Annotated in this window: 22 protein-coding genes; 12 read left to right on the top strand and 10 right to left on the bottom strand. The window is 38.9% G+C overall.

What is annotated here, in order from left to right; genetic code table 11:
• Nucleotides 1-20: 20 nt before the first annotated feature.
• Genes LS74_RS05780 through LS74_RS05770 form a run of 3 tightly spaced genes read right to left on the bottom strand, consistent with a single transcriptional unit; the run spans nt 21 to nt 1399 of the window.
• Nucleotides 21-710, bottom strand: coding sequence for an MqnA/MqnD/SBP family protein (locus LS74_RS05780; RefSeq protein ID WP_034587046.1), 690 nt, complete (start codon nt 708-710; stop codon nt 21-23).
• A 9-nt stretch (nt 711-719) separates the two neighbouring features.
• On the bottom strand, nt 720-977 hold the full coding sequence (locus tag LS74_RS05775) for an HP0495 family protein (protein WP_034587044.1): 258 nt from the start codon (nt 975-977) through the stop codon (nt 720-722).
• Between the two features lie 17 nt (nt 978-994).
• Nucleotides 995-1399: an acyl-CoA thioesterase gene (locus tag LS74_RS05770; protein ID WP_034587042.1), complete on the bottom strand. Its 405-nt coding sequence runs from the start codon at nt 1397-1399 to the stop codon at nt 995-997.
• Nucleotides 1400-1557: 158 nt separating this feature from the next.
• Between LS74_RS05770 and LS74_RS05765 the strand changes: the two genes are divergently transcribed.
• Nucleotides 1558-1770, top strand: coding sequence for a hypothetical protein (locus LS74_RS05765; protein WP_138128908.1), 213 nt, complete (start codon nt 1558-1560; stop codon nt 1768-1770).
• On the opposite strand, the gene LS74_RS05760 is transcribed toward LS74_RS05765, so the two are convergent.
• The 7 genes from LS74_RS05760 to LS74_RS05730 form a co-directional block, all read right to left on the bottom strand.
• A complete protein-coding gene (locus LS74_RS05760; RefSeq protein WP_138128906.1) occupies nt 1767-2078 on the bottom strand; it encodes a hypothetical protein in 312 nt (103 codons plus the stop codon). The genes LS74_RS05765 and LS74_RS05760 overlap by 4 nt on opposite strands.
• Entirely contained in the window at nt 2068-2937 is an 870-nt protein-coding gene (locus tag LS74_RS05755) for an autotransporter outer membrane beta-barrel domain-containing protein (RefSeq protein ID WP_034588808.1), read from the bottom strand. The genes LS74_RS05760 and LS74_RS05755 overlap by 11 nt, the downstream gene beginning before the upstream one ends.
• Nucleotides 2938-2963: 26 nt before the next feature.
• Nucleotides 2964-5678, bottom strand: coding sequence for a hypothetical protein (locus LS74_RS05750; protein ID WP_034588804.1), 2715 nt, complete (start codon nt 5676-5678; stop codon nt 2964-2966).
• A 17-nt stretch (nt 5679-5695) separates the two neighbouring features.
• Complete coding sequence (locus tag LS74_RS05745; RefSeq protein WP_138128904.1) at nt 5696-7330, bottom strand: S6 family peptidase; 1635 nt, start codon at nt 7328-7330, stop codon at nt 5696-5698.
• A 150-nt stretch (nt 7331-7480) separates the two neighbouring features.
• Complete coding sequence (locus tag LS74_RS05740; RefSeq protein WP_034587346.1) at nt 7481-7750, bottom strand: S6 family peptidase; 270 nt, start codon at nt 7748-7750, stop codon at nt 7481-7483.
• A gap of 142 nt (nt 7751-7892) precedes the next feature.
• A complete protein-coding gene (csx20, locus tag LS74_RS05735; RefSeq protein WP_034587344.1) occupies nt 7893-8288 on the bottom strand; it encodes a CRISPR-associated protein Csx20 in 396 nt (131 codons plus the stop codon).
• Entirely contained in the window at nt 8285-9844 is a 1560-nt protein-coding gene (locus LS74_RS05730) for a CRISPR-associated DxTHG motif protein (protein WP_236096833.1), read from the bottom strand. Before LS74_RS05730 ends, csx20 begins: the two co-directional genes overlap by 4 nt.
• 173 nt (nt 9845-10017) lie before the next feature.
• Between LS74_RS05730 and LS74_RS05725 the strand changes: the two genes are divergently transcribed.
• Genes LS74_RS05725 through LS74_RS05685 form a run of 11 tightly spaced genes read left to right on the top strand, consistent with a single transcriptional unit; the run spans nt 10018 to nt 17898 of the window.
• Nucleotides 10018-10359 (top strand): hypothetical protein, encoded by a 342-nt coding sequence (locus tag LS74_RS05725; RefSeq protein ID WP_236096832.1) that lies wholly within the window; start codon nt 10018-10020, stop codon nt 10357-10359.
• Nucleotides 10356-11345 carry a hypothetical protein gene (locus tag LS74_RS11345; protein ID WP_236096831.1) on the top strand — a complete coding sequence of 330 codons (990 nt, stop codon included), beginning with the start codon at nt 10356-10358 and terminating at the stop codon, nt 11343-11345. The genes LS74_RS05725 and LS74_RS11345 overlap by 4 nt, the downstream gene beginning before the upstream one ends.
• The gene (locus LS74_RS11340; RefSeq protein WP_236096830.1) at nt 11311-11604 is read left to right on the top strand and encodes a hypothetical protein; all 294 of its coding nucleotides are present in this window, start codon (nt 11311-11313) and stop codon (nt 11602-11604) included. The genes LS74_RS11345 and LS74_RS11340 overlap by 35 nt, the downstream gene beginning before the upstream one ends.
• 55 nt (nt 11605-11659) lie before the next feature.
• Nucleotides 11660-12427 carry a Cas10/Cmr2 second palm domain-containing protein gene (locus tag LS74_RS05715; protein WP_236096829.1) on the top strand — a complete coding sequence of 256 codons (768 nt, stop codon included), beginning with the start codon at nt 11660-11662 and terminating at the stop codon, nt 12425-12427.
• A gap of 31 nt (nt 12428-12458) precedes the next feature.
• Nucleotides 12459-12977: an RAMP superfamily CRISPR-associated protein gene (locus LS74_RS05710; RefSeq protein ID WP_138128900.1), complete on the top strand. Its 519-nt coding sequence runs from the start codon at nt 12459-12461 to the stop codon at nt 12975-12977.
• A complete protein-coding gene (locus LS74_RS05705) occupies nt 12974-13741 on the top strand; it encodes a hypothetical protein (protein ID WP_052086419.1) in 768 nt (255 codons plus the stop codon). The genes LS74_RS05710 and LS74_RS05705 overlap by 4 nt, the downstream gene beginning before the upstream one ends.
• Entirely contained in the window at nt 13686-14408 is a 723-nt protein-coding gene (locus LS74_RS05700; protein ID WP_138128898.1) for a hypothetical protein, read from the top strand. Before LS74_RS05705 ends, LS74_RS05700 begins: the two co-directional genes overlap by 56 nt.
• A complete protein-coding gene (locus LS74_RS05695; RefSeq protein WP_034587341.1) occupies nt 14401-15717 on the top strand; it encodes an RAMP superfamily CRISPR-associated protein in 1317 nt (438 codons plus the stop codon). Before LS74_RS05700 ends, LS74_RS05695 begins: the two co-directional genes overlap by 8 nt.
• Nucleotides 15698-16132, top strand: coding sequence for a TIGR04423 family type III CRISPR-associated protein (locus LS74_RS05690; RefSeq protein ID WP_034587339.1), 435 nt, complete (start codon nt 15698-15700; stop codon nt 16130-16132). The genes LS74_RS05695 and LS74_RS05690 overlap by 20 nt, the downstream gene beginning before the upstream one ends.
• On the top strand, nt 16125-16667 hold the full coding sequence (locus LS74_RS11335) for an RAMP superfamily CRISPR-associated protein (RefSeq protein ID WP_236096828.1): 543 nt from the start codon (nt 16125-16127) through the stop codon (nt 16665-16667). Before LS74_RS05690 ends, LS74_RS11335 begins: the two co-directional genes overlap by 8 nt.
• A complete protein-coding gene (locus LS74_RS05685; protein WP_236096840.1) occupies nt 16621-17898 on the top strand; it encodes a TIGR03986 family type III CRISPR-associated RAMP protein in 1278 nt (425 codons plus the stop codon). Before LS74_RS11335 ends, LS74_RS05685 begins: the two co-directional genes overlap by 47 nt.
• Nucleotides 17899-18500: the final 602 nt, after the last annotated feature.

Below are 18500 nucleotides of genomic sequence, written 5' to 3'. Positions count from 1 at the left end.
GAAGTGATAACCAAAGCTTTTTAAAAACGGCTTGGCTTTTTTATGCCTTTCAAGCGGAGTTTAGCATAGAAACGACTAAGGGCGAGTTTTTCCTTTTTGCCTATTTTGTAATGGATATGCTCCAAATATGCCAAAATGTCCTTTTTAGCAATACCAGATTCTACTGCCCTTTGTTGCAAAATATAGTGTGGAATCTTTATGCGTTTATTGACAAAGCTTTGAGCCATTGTTGTGTAAAACTTCGCATTTTTGTTAAAACACAGCCGCCCAAAGCTAAAGCCTAGATGATGAGCCTCCCACCACTTCTGCCCCAAATCTGTATAGCTATTTTCATTATGTCCTAGCTTATAGGCTAATGCCCTATCACCGATGAGAATCTCCCCCTTCACATCTAACACCTTGGCTAAAGCATTTGATGAAGCGGATTGATAGTCATCTTTTTGCCCTTTATGTATAGCTATTACGCTCCACACCGCACCCCTAGCGATAATCCCCGCATTTGTAGCCTTATTTAAACGCATAGATTCATATCCAGCAATAGATGAGATAAACCCCGCATCAATACGCTTTCTCAAAAAATCCTTATTCAATCTCGCAGGATAGGACTTCCTAAGCCCCAAAAAAGTCTTAAAATAACAAGGTGTGGGATATTTTTTAATAAACACATCAAAAGGCAAAAGATTCAAATAAGAAATCTTACCAAATCTCACTTTAGTCCCTTATAGCACCATTTTGACTTCTTGGCTTTTTTGTAACGCACTAAAAATCTCATTGCGTTCATTTTCGCTTTGCACCACAAGCTCTACATACAAGCTCACATAATGTCCTTGTGCGGAGTTCTTACCAAACTTTATCTCATATTCACGCGGCATAATCTCAAAAATAATCTCCCGTAGCTTTTTCTCATCTTTCCCTATAATGCGATACTCCCACTTACACGGATAAGTAATATTTGGCTTTTGTAAATCAAGATTCATTCTTACTCCCCTTAAGCTTAAACAAGCACTTCACGCATTTGCTTTGGAATCTTGGTAATCTTCCCATTTTTCACATCAACAAACGCAAGTGTAATCTCGCCCTTAAACACAAGCTCATCACATTGCCTATTCTCTAAGGCATTGTAGATTCTATAAATATCTTGTTGCATTATCACAGAAGCATTTTTCATCTCTTTTAGCTCACTTCTTACCTCTAGCAAATCCCCAAGCCTAGCACTAGAGCAAAAATCCGCCTTAAGACTTTTTAGCACAAAGCCACTTTTCCCCACAAATGGCTTTAACCCTTGAGAAAAAAATAGCTCACTCCTTGCCCGCTCGCAATATTTTATATAGTTTGTATGATAGACAATCTGCCCACAATCCGTATCTTCAAAGTAGATTCTTACCTGATAGTTCTGCATTCCCTATCCTTTATCATCTTAGCTTTTCCACTTTTTAAGCACCTTATTCTACGCCATTTTTACAATCTTAAAGTTATTATTGTGAGTTTTTCTTAAAAAATTGCAGTGAAATGTTTTATTTTTTGTTTGTTTTTTTTATTCTTATAAGGGGGAGGGGCTTGAATTTACAAGTGTGGATTAGTGCTTACGCACGAATGCGAAGTCGGCTCGTGGTCGTGCCACTCGCTCCCCCTTATATATCGTTCGCAATCGTGTCGCTCACCCCCTACAACGCTTTTATAGGTTTGCGTTTCACGCGATTTAATTTTACACGCTTAAAGATATACTTTAAGCGTAAGTCGCTCCACTCCCTTGCTCCCCAAAATCCCTAAAATTTATACTCAAGCCTTATATCGCCCTTACCGCCAAATCCGCCTTGTATATCACTCATACCCGTAAGCCCATATTGCAACGCAAAGCCTTTATCAAACTGCTTTGTCCCCACAAAGCCAAGCTGAAAGGTCAAAGCTGTGGGGTTAATCTCATAGCCGATAAAGTTTTGGGCGTTACTCAAAGTTACAAAGATTTGATTAGCCGAGCTATACACATTTTGCTTAGCCAAAAGTGAAAAAGTATAGGAAGTTTTCTTACCCACAAGGGCATATTCCACCCCAGCACCCAAGCCCACATTAAAAGGCATTAAACGCCTGTTGTGCGTAGTTTGTCCCCCTATACTCGCCAATGCCATTATAGCCGATACTAAAAAGCCCCACCGGTTTAAGCATAGATTCAAAACTATCTGTCTCTTTTAGCAAAAAGCGGTATTTATAATAGCTATGCGAGAGTAGCCCTAGAGAATCTGCCTTTGCCTTTTCACCACCTAGAATCCCTTGCACACTCCTATCCCCGCTAATAGAGCTAACAGATAGGTTACTTTGTATCTCGTGTTTGCCTGTTTGATACAGCCCATAAAGCCCAAGATTCATAACCATCGCATTATCACTCAAAGATGACGCACTATAATTTGACCCGCCAAACCCAGCCATAACGCCAAATATCAGCTCATCATCGCCTATATTAAACAACCTATCATAGCCAACATTTGTGCTATAAAAGCTCAAATTTGCCTTATTATCTCCCCCTTGCATAAACGCCCCAGCTCCCATACTAAGCCACGCACTATTTTTCTCTCTCATACTTTTAATCGCCCCAAGTGCCAAAGCCACATCTTTTTCATCATTACTTGCAAGTTTTATCGGGCTTAAAGCAAAGCGGCTTTGTGCATATCGTGCTTGAGCAATACGGGTATTGATACTTTGATCATTCGCTAAAAGCACCTTTTCACTGATATTCATTTCAGTATTTTTAGCAATATGCTCCATATCTTTATTAATCACGCCAAGATAAGTATCTAGCTCTTTGTGCTGATTTGCGCTCCCTGCCATTTGCACGAAGTCGTTTTTAGGATTATGCTGTATAAGAATCTCTAGCAGTTTATCATCATCAATGTATTTTGACAGCTCATTATAGCTACTTGGATCTTCTTTGGTAAATTTCACTTTCACTTCGCCATTTTCTACAATCGTTACCCAATATAGTGGCGTGTTACCATCAGCAAAAGTAAAGTAGATTCTCTTATCTGTGCGATTATCAGTAATGCTTCCAGCAGAAATAAGCGTGTAGTATTTATTGAGCTGAAAATCTCGGGTTTGCCACCGCCATTGCTAGATTCTGCTTTTATACTGCTATCAAGCTTTACTTCAATGCGTGTGCCATCACCCAAAGTAAGGTTTTTCCCTGTGTTTTGCACCTCTCCATTTGAACCCATAGTGTTGCCCTCTAGTTTCAAAGCGTGGAATCTATCATCATTTGTCCCTGCTTGTGCTTGGAGTTTTAGTGAATCAGATTGCGAGTGCGTTTGATTTGTAGGCGTTGTGGCAATCTCACTTGTAATCATCTTTGAAGCCGCTCCCGGATTCACACCATTTTGAGCGACTTTATTTCCGCTACTTGCCATTGCCTTACCCACATTCTCTAAAGTCAAGCTTTGCGAGATAGAGAGATTTGCCTTGATGGGTGAAGTTATATGATTTGTCTTTGCCATATCGTGCTTTAAGATTCCAAAGTGGATTCTAGAATCTGTGTCAGTTTTTAAGCTTGTATTGCCACCATCAAAGCCCGTGCGGTTCATATCCCAAACATTCACATACACATTGCTTCCAGCCTTTGCGTCAATGTTGAAATTCTTTTGTTGACTGACAGGCTTTTTATCGACAGAATCTGCCTTTTCCACTTCCACCTTATCCAAATCTAGGCTTACATACACCTTGCTACCCTTTTGTGCTAAAAGCTTGTTAATCTCTAGCTTTGAGCCTATCTCGGTTTGGATTATGGTTTCTCCGCTCTCATTCACGCTTAAAGTCCCATTGCCACTACCGACTTTAAAAGTAGATTCTCCACCGATTGAGAGCTTTTTGCCACCGCCTAGCAGAACATCATTTGGGTTTGTGCTAAAGCTAGATTTCCCATCAATGTAGAGATTATGTGCGATTGTGCCACCGCCACTTAGCGTTACACTTGCTCCCTCTTGTAGCCATACATTTTGCCCATAGAATTTTTGAGCTTCCACACTCCCACTTTTAAACACAAAGTTTGTAACATTAAACTTTGCATTGTCAGTTACATTAAGCGTGAGATTCTGTAACTTTTCCGCTACAATCGTGCCGACATTTAACGCCGTATTAGCCCCACTCAAATTTATGCTATTCAAACTATCCTTAAGCGTTAGGATTCCACCATTTGCGACATTGAGTTTAGCTCCACCTTTCAAATCCACACTTGCGGTAATATTGCTAAGATTTGAATCTATTTTAGAGCCATTATCCGCTGTGATTTTGCCTTTATACTGCGAAGATTCTAGTGCCTTTTCAAACGCCGCAGTATCTTTGGCTAGAGCTTCTTTAGCATGGGCGGTGAGCGTGATATGGCTTTTTTGCTTTGCAGTAATGTTAAACTCCTGCTCTTTCTCCCCGCCTAGCTCAAAGTTTAATGCCACGCTTGAAGCATTAGATTCTAAAGTTTTGCCACTCCCCAAAAAGCTAGAATCTTTATCTACATTGACATTGAGTTGTAAATTTGTCGCTTTTAGGTTAGATTCTATCTTGCCCCCAGTTGTTAGCACGATATTGCTAATTTTGCCTTGCATAGATTCATCATCAAAGCAACCTACACCGCTTCTAGAATCTCCGCATTTTGTCTCTAGTCCGCGTTTCTCTGTGCCGGTGAGTTCAATGCCACCTGTTGTGCTAAGAGTTGCTGAATGCACGACTTCTTGCCTTTGCCCCTGCACCACATCGCGTGTCCCACCGCCTGTTGTCTCTCTAAATCCATTCACAACAATCAGCGTATTATCTTGGGCTTGTGAGCTAATCTTGCCGCTCACACTTAGGCTAGAGTTTTTGCCATCTACCAAAATAGAGTTTTTGATACTGCTAGTTTCTGTTGTTGTAGAATCTTTTGTTGTGCCAACATCTTTTAGCGTTATGGATTGTAGAGTTAGAGTAGATTCGTTCATTACGCCGACATTGCCGGTGATTGCTGTGTTTGTGCCGGTAATATTTGATTTATCTTTTACAAAAAGATCATAATTTGTGGGCTTTGTGAAGTTGTTTCCATTACCGCCGCCGATAGAGTTAAGCTTATCTAAATCAAAAGTAGAGCTTTCAAAGCCTAGAGATTCTGTAACATTGAGTTTTGAGCCACCATCAATTTTAACAATATCATTTGCTGTGCCACTAAGCCCTTTAAAGATAAGATTCTTAACTTCCGCAGTGCTATTATTCATCGCTAGAATCGCCCCGGTTTTGTGCGTTTCTCTATCAAGCGTTAAAAAGTCGGCGTTAAGTTTCGCATTATTTTTCAAATCAAGCTTGGCGTTAAAGTCATAAATGCTTGAGTTGATTGTTGTGCCTGTGGCGTCAATCTCGCCTTTAAAGTGGATTGTTTGATTTGCGATTTTCTGCGTTTCTGCTTCTAGTTTTGCCTTTTCTGCTTCTTGCTGATACTCAAAGCCATTGCCAGTGGTGTTTTCGCCGTCTTTTTTATCAATATAATGCTCTATATCCCCGCCAAAGTTAATCGCCGAGCCATTATGTGCGACAATTTTGCCCTCCAAAGTCGCCTCACGCCCCACATCAAGCCTTGAATTTTGCAAATCAATCGTGCCGATTTTAAACACTCTATGATCCCAGTCGGGCTGCTCTAGTGTGCTAGGGCGACTTAGATCCATCCATTTTGGCAAAGCACCGCCCTCGGCTTTTATAACAAGCTATAAAAAATTATTTTTCCAAGGCTTGTTGTTATGTCTTGATTTCTTATATACGCGTGAGTTGTAGGGTGTCCTTGCAGCACGACTTTGCCATTATCCACTTCTAGCCCCTTAGCATTGACATTCCCATCAAAGACTAATGCGGCTTTGTCTGTGCTATCTATGGAAGTTTTATCATCGCCTTTATAAATAAGATTCAGATTCCCATTTGTCTTTGAGTTATCATTTTTAGAATCTGTGCTTTGTCCAAAACTCGCGTGGATAATAGTATCCGCTTTATCTTGTGTTTTACTTTTATCCTTATAGCCTAAACCCTCAATAATCATATTGCTTGTATCTTTGGTGTCAGTATTAATAATATTTGCACGAGAATCATTGCTTGAGATAGTATTAAGCGTGAGACTATTGCCTTTTAAGTCTAAGTTCCCACCGCCATTGCCAAAGTAGATTCCCAAACTATCCTTGTTATTTTGCTCCAGCTTAAAATGATGTGGCAATTTAGAATCTAACTGTGGATCCACTTTCACCGCTCCAAAGGCTTGAGCCTTATCCTTTGTCAGCTCCAAAGTCCCACGCCCACTTGTAAAATACACGCCTTTAAACACTTGATGTTCTGTATTGAAAATCACCTTGCCATCGCCTACGCGGAGATAACCCTGAATAGAATCTTTTGGTGTAACAATCTCTAAAGTCCCCTTACCGACTTTATGCAGAGCGTCATTTACACCATTTTTCTTTTCAATAAAGCCAAGTCCCCATTCCACCTTGACATTTTCATCTATATCAAGCCCCGCTCCATCAAAGCCAAAAGGTTTGCCATTGCTTTGTGTGCTGCTTGTGATTTTATAAGTTGTGGGCTTATCTGCACTTGCACCCTCTTTTGCTTTAAACACAAAGCCCCCAACCTGTCCGCTGATATTACGATATAAGTTAGACTGCACCATAATACTTCCGCCATTTTTAAAAACAATATCTTTATTAGCTTGCAAGGTTACATTGCTCAAAGTATTTCCATTTGCCGATAAAGTCCAGTTATCAGCTCCTTTTAGATCTACTTCTTGTTCACTTTTTTTATACTCTTCAAAATCCTTTTTAGTCGCCACAGCAATGGCAGAAGTCCCGCCACCCATAAAATCCGCCTGAGCAGTTACGCCAAGTAGCAGCCACTTGCCCTTAGTTTTATCATAGATATAGAATCCGCTCCCACTATCACCCGGACTTATAGCATTAACCCAAGTGAGATCGGTGCGTTCTGCTATTTGGAGACCCCTAGCATCTACATTTTGATTAGCCTTTGAATTTTGATAGGTGATTTTACTAAAGTCAATCGCACCGCTCAAGCTTCCTCCACGCGTCCCGGTAATAGTGGCTATCCCTGCATCTTTAAAGCCACCGCCCGGAGCGTTAAAAAGGCTCAATCTCCCTGACCCTGCTTGAAAAACGATAAGATTGCCCTTGGAGTCTGTCGCGTTTTGCTCCAAATATTCTTTTAACTTTTTTAGATTCTCTGCTTCTCGCTCTGTATCGGGACGGCTAGCGGTGATACCTTGATCTGAATCTAACCCTACATCAAAGATTTCTGTCTCGCCCTCTACAATATATTTATTAAATCGTGCAAAAGACACATCAAAGCCATAATTTTTAGATCTATCGTTTGCACCTGTGCTATAAGTTGTTTGTCCCCAGCGTCTTACCTCTGCATTTGCCGAATTAGTAAGTGAATTATTGCTACTGCCACTACTCCCTACTACGTGCGTAGCAGTAATGACAAAGTTTCACCCCAAAGCTGTGGAATTGCCATTATTGCTTCTAGCGGATTGATCAATAATAGGGGCTTCAAAGCTCATAGAAACACCCGGAGTTTTGCTAGAGTGGATAACGACATTCTCCGCCCCAGCACTAAAAGCCCCCTTATTCTGCCCTAAATCTAAAAAATCGCGGTAGAAAAACTTGTCGGCATAAATAATTTGTGCGTTTAGCCCACTTATCAATGTAGCTGATAGCACAATCGCAACGCCAAATTTTCCGCTATTTGCATATCTCATAATGATTAAATTCCTTAAAAAAATCTTAGTGTTATAGAAAATAAATCGTATATTTTAGCATTTTTTTTTTTTTTGTTACAAATAAAATGTGGCAAACTGCTGAATCTACGCAGATTCCGCAACTCTAAAGAAAGCAGTTAGCTTAATATTTTCTAAAAATACAATGCTTAAAGATATTTTGCTTTGTTATAGAGCCATCTTTGTTTAATATTTCCTTGGATTCTCGCAAAGTCGTGGCATAAATGGCAATAAGCCCTAGTGATTTAGCGTATTCCACCATTGCATAAGTCGCCCCAAAATCCCCTTGCACGAGTAGATAATCGCCCTTGCTAGATTGAGCTTGTAGGGCTTGTTTATAAGGCTGAAGTAGTGGGGATATGTCTGCCATCTCTGGTGGAATCTGCCCCCATAAATCCCCGCTACTAGAATCTAGCGTGGATTCTGTGTTGAGACTTATTATCTCTGTAATGTTAAGGGTGTGAATCTGTGCGCGTTGCTCTTGGGCTAGGCTGTGATTAAGCAGGGTAAAAAGCTTCATTTATCTATCCTTGTGCCTTTGAAGTGCTGATTAAGCTTTTGGGCGGAGGTTTGGGAATCTTGCTGTATGGGCTTTTGTGTTGGGCTGTATTTTGGACTATGTGTTTGTGTGGGCTTTTGTGGAGCTTTGTTTAGAATCTCATCAAATGCCCTGCCTTGCTCTAGGCTCAAGTATTCTGTATTATCATCAAAACTCGCAAGTAATGCGATAAGAGCTTGGGCTTTTTTGGAGTTTTGAAACTTTGAAAGGCTTGTTTTGGGAATGGAGAAGTTTTTCTTTTTCATCGCATCTATTTGCTTAAAAAAGATTTTAGAGAGTTCAAGCCCAAAGGCGTTATGAAAATAATCATAGATTCTTGATCCTAGCTTATCTATATCATACACAACAATATCTATTTGCGTAAAGCTATCCTGCTTAATACATAAATCATAGAATCTTGCGTAATTCTCTTGCAGGTCTTTTGCTATGTTAAGCCCCTTGTCGCTTAGCTCTTTGTCATTGATATGAACGAGATTGTTGCGTATGTCTTTGAGTTTGCTTAAAATTTCTCTCAAATTCTCAAACTCGGCTTTATGCTTATCATAGTAAAAACACGCCTTGTCATAGGCAAATACCTTGTAATTTGCTATTTTTTCTAGCACAAATTGATTTATGGCTTGGGCTTTATCATATTGGCTTAAACTCTCATCATCTTTCATAATGCCACACTGCTGGAACTTGTCTATGATGTATTTTGGCAGGGCTTCAAAGGCATAAGTTACAGAGATAAGGTAATAATGCTTTTCAAACATAATATGTGAGATTTCATAATACTGCTGATACTCTGGCAAGTCTTGTATCCTATCAAATCTATGGAGAATCTTAGCTATTTCTTGGGTAAGAGAGCTTAGGGCTTGATAGTCTTTTTGAAAATCTTGTAAGGATTCTAGGGCTTTTTTGCTTGTTTGAAAGAGAAGGGAAAAGGCATTGGTATGCAAGTCATTGCTAAATTTTTGTAAATCTTGGATAAATGCTGGACTATGGGGGAGCTTTGGCATACTGAGTGTGCTGATAAAGCCATTTAGCAAAATCGCATTAATCCCTAAATCGCTGTATTTATCTAAAAATATATACTCATATTCCTTGTTTGGCTTTATCTCTTTAGCATAGAGAATCTGTATATCCGCTTTCATATCAACACGCGCAAGTGTCGCACCAAAGGCAGCCATAAGCGGCTGATGACGCATTCCGTGTGTGATGTCTAGCAAAATCTTTTGGTGAGAATCTTTGCTTGTTTGGATTATCTCTAGCACTTTTCTTAGCACTAAATCTATATCATTATTGCTTTTTAACTCGTGGGCATTGGATTCTAGCTTGTGTAAATGCCCTTGCTTATCATCAAAAACAAGCTTTTGTCGCTCAAGGGCTTCTTTTGTGGTGATGAATTCAAGCTTGGCATTTGGAAAGTTAGTGAGTAGCACATCTGTGGAGTTGCTATACTCTTTATCTATGATGTTAAAGTCTTGGCTTGTATATTTGGCAAAGCTCTTTTGCCCATCTTTATTTATCCCAACCATACCTAAAATCATATCATAATAATAAGCATTGCAATTCCTTTTTGTATGTGCTTGACTTGTAAATTGTAGAGTGAAATCTTAACGAATCTTTGCCACAAAGCATAAACATTAAAATCCTATATTAAAATCTTTGCCTTATGTTTTATGTTTAAAAGATTCTAAAGGAGTTGTATTTGGGATTTATAGATGTTTTAAATATTATAAGCACTTTGATCTCTCTTGGGACTTTTGGTATTGTGGCGTATAGGTTTGGGAGAGATAATCACAAAATCAGTATTATTATCCATAGAGATAATTTAGAGCAAGAAATTCCCATTAAGATTCTAAGAAAGCAGGTTACGCGTTCAGAAATTTTAGGAATCTTAGGCACACTTGATAGGGAGAGTAATTTTTCAATCGCTTATACGGGGCAGAAAGCATTTTTTGATAATATAGTCGCCGTGCAAAGTGGGTGGAGGGCAAACAAGATTCATATTTACATACAACCCGGAGATAAGTTTAACTACGCCATATGATATATACAAAACTCAGCATTTCTTTTAAACATAAGCCACCATATTTTATCGGCTCACAGCTTCGCGGGGCTTTGGGCTATGCGCTAAAACATATCGTATGCATTAACCAAAGGAGAATCTGCCATAACTGCTATGCCGCTTCGCAATGTGTGTATTATGACTTTTATGAAAATAAAAACACTTATCACGCATACCGCTTTGACTATGAGCTTGGCAAAGCGTATTATGACTTTAACTTTTATCTCTTTAATGAAGCCACACAATCGCTCCCGCTTATTATCTCTGCCTTTCACTTTATGCTAACAGAGCAGGGGCTAGGCAAGGAACACGCACTTATCAAAGATTTTGATTTATTTGTGAATGACATTAACTGCTATAAGGACAAGAGCCTATCTCTGCCTGAATCTTACACAAAGCGTATAGATATACAAGATTTTCATCAAAATGTGATGTTACATTTTCACACACCACTAAGAATGAAGCAAAATAATACCTTTATAAAGAGTGAAAATCTAACCTTACGCGATATAGTCAATTCCATATATCAAAGGCAAATGCGGATTTTGGGGCGTGAATATGAGAAATTCCCCTATCAAATAAGTGGTGAGATAGTAGAGAGAGACTTATATTTTAAAGAGCTTACCCGCCTAAGCAATCGCCAAAAAACTACAATGAATCTAGGAGGCATAATGGGACAATACTTATATGGAGCAAGCTTGCAGGGGCTGCAAGAATTTATTTTTAAAACAAATAAGCTAAGAGAGATTGTAGGGGGCAGTGAGATTATCAAAACTTTTGATGAGATAGATTTAAAAGCGGAGTTTCATCTTAGCACAGAGCCAGATGTTATTCTCAAGGCTGCTGGGAATCTGCGAGTGATTTTTGATAATGAATCTGATGCAAAAAAGGTCGTCAAATATCTGCCAAAAAAGATTCTTCAAAGTGCCTATGGTGAATCTCTCCCAAAGTGTCGTTGTGATGAGTGAGTATAAAAGTGCAAGTGCGAAGCTAGAAAAAAATCTAAAAATTGCAAGAAATAAGGTCTGCTTGCCTTTAGATACTCATCTTAGCATTTGTGCGATAAATCCACGCACGGGCTTAAGTGCGATTGAAAAAGATGGTAAAGAAATGCTTGATACAAGCGTAAAACAAAAACTTCAAGCCTTTAATGAAGCTGTAAATAAAAACAAAGCCCTAGCCCAAGACATCAATGCTATAAAAAATAAAAAAATAAAATTGCTGTGATACATATTGATGGCAATGGGCTAGGTGGCATTGTAAGGGGATTAGAAAAGATGAGATGAAGGCATTTTCACAAAAGCTTGATAGCGCGACAAAGGAAGCCTACAAGCAAACCTTGGAATCCATCATAGATTCTAATCCCGCATATCAAAATGCCTTGCGTGATATTATCCTAGGGGGCGATGATGTAACGCTTATTTGCAATGCCAATATCGCTTTAGACTTGAGTGAAAAATTTTTAGAAAATTTTGAATTAAAAACGCAAAATATACATAAGCAAAACTCCTTAACTGCGTGTGCGGGCATTGCCTATTGCAATGAAAAATTCCCTTTTTTCTATGCGGTGAAACTAGCAGAAGATTTATGTGCTTATGCTAAAAAAGATGCTAAAGAAATAAATCCCAAGCTCCCGCCCTCTTGCCTTATGTTTCATAATATTCAAGGCTCGTATGTGGAGGGCTTCTCACAATTCCTTGATGAAGAGCTGAGTATCAATGATGTGCGTTGTGATTTTGGACCTTATTATCTTAGGAATATTAAAAATCAACCTAGCATTAGGGCTTTTAAATCTCTTATACAAGATTTTAAAAAGGATAATTCGCCTAAGGGGCGGCTGCGTGATTGGCTTAGCTCACTACAATTTAATAAAGAATACGCTAAGGCGGAAAGCATAAGAATAGCAGAGATTTTTAAAGACAAATGGGAAAGCAAGAATCTTGCTACACTCCATAGAGAGCTAAGTTTAGCTAATCTCATTCTTATGATAGATAATGTAGAAAAAACGCCCATTTATGATATTTTACAAATTCTATCCGTGCAAGACTAAAAAAAGGGGATAAAATGAGCCACAATATCACATTAAAATCACATTTTTAGACTATTGGCATTTAGGCAGTGGGCAAAGTGGCGGAGCAAAATATGATAGCTCTGTTATTAAGGATAGGCAAGACTTCCCTTATGTGCCGGGTAAAACGCTTAAGGGCTTATTGCGTGAGTATGCGGAGGGAGAGTTTGCAAAAGTATGCTTTGGGGAGCAGGGGGAAACTCGCGGAATGTGCTACTTTAGCAATGCTTATATAGAATCTAGCACAAGAGCAGAGCTTTTAAAGCATAATTATCAATTTTTGCTTGTAGATTCTATATCCGCCACCAAGATAAATGATAAAGGTGTAGCTGAAAGTGGAAGTTTGCGAGAGATTGAAGTAGTTATCCCCCTAAGTCTTTATGGCAGCATTGAAAATGTCCCTAATGAGTTTGTGTCATTGATGAGTGCTACTCTTAAAAAGATTAAAAGAATGGGGCTTAATCGCACAAGGGGTTTAGGACGATGTGAGATTGACATTTTAGAATCCGCACAAAAGGGGGAAGTTAAGTGAAAAAGGTATATTTTGAACTGACATTGTTAGATGATATTGTTTTAAGTAAAAACTCCAACACAGAGGGCGGTATTGAGCCATTAGATTATATCAATGGAGCGTGTTTTCTAGGTATTGTCGCAAGGGAGTATGAAAACTTTAGCGATCCTTTTTTGATTTTTCATAGTGGTAAGGTGCGTTTTAGCGATGCTTATCCATTATATCAAGGACATAAGACTTACAAGATACCCCTAAGCTTTTTTACTCCAAAAGTAGATACACAATATAAAGAAGTTTATAATCATCATTTTGTTGATTTTAATGATGAAAACATTCTCAATAAACAGCTCAAGCAACTACGCAGTGGCTTTATCTCAAAAGATTTTGGTTTGCTTCATATTCATTATAACTACACGCAAAAATCTGCCTATGATTCTAGCAAGGCAAAGAGTAAAGATTCTGCTATGTTTGGCTACAACGCATTTGAAAAAGGCAGTGTTTGGGGCTTTTGTGTGAGTTTTGAAGATGAGATACAAGAGCAGGATAAAATCATACAAACCATAAGTGGCACACATTTTATCGGTAAGTCAAAAAATGCACAATACGGCAAGGTGTTGATTAAACCCATTGAAAAAAGCAATGTGTGGCAAAATGTAGAAAATCTAACCCCCCCCCCTGCCAACAACTTATGTCTATGTGGATTCTCCCCTAGCCCTTTTTCATCAAGGAATGCCAACCTTACTGCCAACGCAAGAAAATCTCAAACTGCAACAAGGCAGGATTGACTGGGAAAAGTCCCAAATCAAAACGCGTAAATTTTCGCCCTTCAACTTCAAGCGACAATGCAGAGAAAATGCGAGATTATTAATTGACAAGGGCAGTGTGATTGCCATTAACAACGCTTCAAGCGATGATATTACCACGCTTAAAAATGGGCTTGGTGGATATTTAAGCGAGGGCTATGGCGAAGTGCTTATAAACCCTAGTTTTTTATTTAAACAAGAGCGTTTTTCACTAAGCAAAGTTACCCAAGATAATCAAAACGATAGCCAAAGCTCCCATATAGACGCCACACAACAAACTAAGCAAGAGCAGAATCTGCTCTCTTTTATTCAAGCAAAAGCGGAAACTCAAAGCTCTGTTTTGACACTAGGCGAGAAAGTCAGCGAGTTTATCAGCAAACACAAGGAGCTATTCCAAGATGTCTCAAACTCGCAATGGGGAGAAATCCGTATGTATCTGCAATGCCACAAAGATGAGTATAAGCAAAAAATACACGATTATGTTAGACGCAATAATAAAAATGCAAAAACACACAAAGATGATGTCTTAAAAAAGCAGTGGGAAGATGGCTGGGAGATATTCAAAAAAGAGCTAGAGAAAGAAAACAATATAGAGTTTCTTAAACTTCTCGCTATGAGAATGCCAAAAGAAAGGAGAGAAAATGACTAGACATATCGCCCATATCACTTTTGAAAGCACCACGCCCTTGAAAGTTGGCTCAAATAACAGAGACTTTTTACAAGATAGCCCCATTCAGCGAGATTGGAACGGGTTGCCTATGATTCTAGGCACTTCACTTGCTGGAGTCTTACGCAAAGCCTTTTCACACATTGCTTCCGCACAAGCGGTTGATGAGATTTTTGGCGGTGAATGTGGCTCAAAGATTATCCTATCAAATGCCCTTTTACTTGATGAAAATAACCAAGTCTGCGAAACTCTCCTTACTTACAAATCAAACTTTTTGGAATACTTTTCCGCCCTGCCTATACGAGAACACACAGCCCTAACGCACAAAGGCGTGGTAAAAGAGCATAGCAAGTTTGATGAAGAGATAGTCTATAAGGGGGCAAGATTCAAATTTAGACTTGAGATGAAAGCTCAAATGCAAGAGCACACACAGAGCTTTTTTCAAATCCTAGACCTACTCTACCTTGATACATTCCGCATAGGTGGCGGTAGCACAAAAGGTAGGGGCAAGATTAAGATTCTTAATATTGCCTATGACACTTTTAGTGAAAATGATGAAGCCTATATAACTCTCTCAAGCTCACTCAATCAGTCCTTAGCCCAAACTTACAGCCCACAGCAAAGCTTAAAACAAAGCACCCACGACATATACGAGCTAACTTTAATACCCGAATCTTTCTTTATCTTTGGGAGTGGTGGGGGCGATGATGATGCTGACCATATCGGGCTAGAAGAGTATGTCATTGACTATACAAAGCAAGGCATTACCGAGCATAAGCTTGTTATCCCAGCAAGTGCGGTAAAAGGAGCATTATCCCATAGGACGACTTTCTACTACAATGCCCTAAAGCAAAATTTTATTGACACGCAGAGTGAGCAGCCAGAATCCCAAAATGGCGAAATAGCCCCGCAACAAAGTGTTGCAGAGATTTTTGGAAACAAAAAGGGAGATAAAGGAGAGATAGAATCTAAGGGTAAGATTCTGCTTGTAGATATGTATTACGACAAAGCAAAGGGTAAAACATTCCCGCATATAAAGATTGACAACTTCACCGGTGGCGGGATAGATGGTGCGCTTTTCCAAGAAAAAGTAGATACCCTAGAATCTTTCAAACTCAAAATTTGGCTAGAAAAGGGTATAGACAAAACCGCCCTAGAAGCCTTTGAACACGCCTTATGCGACATAGCCAACGGGCTTTTAGCCCTAGGTGGGGCAAGCACCAAAGGACACGGCTATTTCCAAGGGAGCATTACAAAAAATGGAGAGAACTATGACACAAGCAGATTTTAAAGCATTCTACACGAATTTAATAGAATCTTTTGAAGGCTATATCCAGCTATCAGATTCTAAAGACTTTATCATTTTAGATAATGAGCCTCTGCCACAATGGGAAGCCCTGCATAATGGCAGGAACTTTATTCATCAAATGTACCTATACAGCCCCACCACACAGCGAAGCATTAATGCTACACAAATCAATAATGGCTTTAATGTGCTAGATAAGAATCTAGCAGACTTTGAAAAGAGTGCTAAAAATGAGATAGAGTTTCTCACCAACACACAGGCCCATAAACACAACATCAGCCAAATCAAAATCACGCAAATATGGCAGGAAGTCGCAGATGAGCTTTGCTGCGATTTTGATGTGCTAATGCCTACTTTCACACTCTTTAGCGGATTCACAAAAGGAGAGAATAATGATTGATATAACAGCACCTTATCGCTTTGTGCGAACACACAATAAAATTTTTTATCCATCGTGGGGGCAGAAGCAGGGCAAGGACATAAGCTTTGATATGCCATATATAGATTCACAAAGTGGGCAAATCAATATTACCATTACGGCTAAAAGCCCCATTTTTGTAGGTAATGGCACAAATAAAAACAAAGATGATGCAAAGAACAATAAGAACGACAAACCCCAAGAGTTTTTTAACCACAACGGCACTTATTATATCCCCGGCTCATCTATCAAGGGTATGATACGCACCATCGCTACGATTCTAAGCTTTTCAAAAATGAGCCTAGATGATAAGACACTCTCTTACAGGGACATTAACAATCCAGCCTATAAGAAAAAAGCAATGAAGCAAAATCAAACTTTTATAGGTTGGCTTTATGTCAAATCAAAAAAAATGGTATATAGACGAGATTGGCGAACTTACCAAAGAACACAAAATATCTTACGAGAAATTGGAGCAATTATTTGGCAAATCACTCATTGCAAATTTCAAAAATAAACAAGCCCACGCAAAATACGAGCTACTTCAACATAAAAATCTACATCTAAAAGAAGGCACGATAGTCCTTACAGGCTTTTTTGGTAAGAAAAAAAATGAGTTTATATTCCCGCACACCATTACCCAAACCCACAATCTCACAAACGAGCAAGTCAAAACTTTCCAAGAAGCCTACTACATTGGCACACCAAATGAAAGCAAGGATTGGACAAAAAGGTGGAAGCAAGAAATCAAGCAAGGCAAAAAAGTGCCTATCTTTTTTCAAAAAACACAAAATAATCAAATCCGCCATTTTGGACTTTCTATGCTCTATAAGCTCCCTTATGATAACTCCACACAAGCCCTTTACACAAGAAGCCTTACAAACTATAACAAAAGCTACCTTGACTGCGTGGATAGAATCTTTGGCTTTGTGAGAGATGATACACAAAGCCACGAAAATAAAGCCCTAAAAGGACGCATTAGCTTTTCACATTTTAAAGCCCAAGGCAGCCCAAAGTCCTTTGCTAAACAATCTCTCATTCTCTCCACACCACGACCGACATTCTATCCCTACTACATAGACCAAACCCCAAACACACTCTTTAAAACCTATGATGAAAAGGATTCAAAGCTAAGCGGCTTTAAATTCTATGTCCCAAGGCACAATATTATGAATCACAAGGGCAATGGCAATAGTAATATACTTTCACACATTATCCCCCTAGATGAAGGCACGACTTTCACAGGCACGCTCCGCTATTTTAATCTCAAAAAAGAAGAGTTAGGCTTACTGCTCCTTACCCTTACATTCCTGCAAGATAAGCATTATTATAAAATCGGCGGGGCAAAGCCTTATGGCTTTGGCGACTGCCATATCAAACTCCACACAAGCCTAAATACACAAGAGTATATAAACGCCTACATTGACTTTGTGAAAAGAGAATTTGGCGATGATCCTATCAATTCTCAAAGTGCTAAAGACCTTTTAAGATTCTCTCAAAGAATGCCGAATGATCAATATTTAGACTATATGGAGCTACAAAAATTTACAGAGTTGAAAAGGGAGAAACAAGGCAAATTTGGCAAACGCCATAGTCATAATGGGGGCAACAACCCCCATCGCAACCCCCATAACCCCAAAGCCCCAAAGCCTAATCACAATGAGCCAAGAGAGCATAAAGACAAAGATGACACATTTAAAAACACTATAAGAATTTCACAAAAAGGGCAAAAAAACACCAAATCTTAAAAAAACAAACCTTACAATATGCTCTCTCACCATAGAATCTAGCCTTTTTCTAGCCCATCTTTAAAACTTTTTTGGCTAGATTCTACTTTTCCCATATCACTTACTTTAAAATTTATCCGCTTTGTTTTTGTGCTTTTACCTGTTTTTCAACACAGCAAACCACTCCAAATACATAAACATTACACAAAAATGTGTAAAATCCTAAAGCCTAAAATAAGATTCTCTATAAAATACCAAGACGATTTACTCTATTTTAACACCTTTTATCTATCATAAAACCATTAAAAGCCCTTGTGGCATTCCCTAGAAATAGGCGTTTTTTGACATTTTGATATGACTTGTTTGGCTAGAGTTGCGTGTTTTAGGATATTTCAAGCTTTGAAAACGCTCAAAGCACATACTAGAGCCGACTTGGGAGAGTCGGTTCTAGTGGGACCCGATTTGTGAGGGGATTTGTATCACTCTAATGCTTTTACTTGTTATATCAAAGCTTGTCTATCTTATGTCATTACTCGGGCTTTGCCAAAGTATCTTTTTTTGGGATTCTAGAATCTGTCTTTTATAATCCACATAAACAAAAAAATCCTGTTAATTTTTGATTC

Source organism: Helicobacter magdeburgensis (assembly GCF_000765825.2).
In the GTDB taxonomy this organism is placed as follows: Bacteria; Campylobacterota; Campylobacteria; order Campylobacterales; family Helicobacteraceae; genus Helicobacter_C; species Helicobacter_C magdeburgensis.
This window is presented reverse-complemented; position numbering and strand designations above follow the sequence as displayed.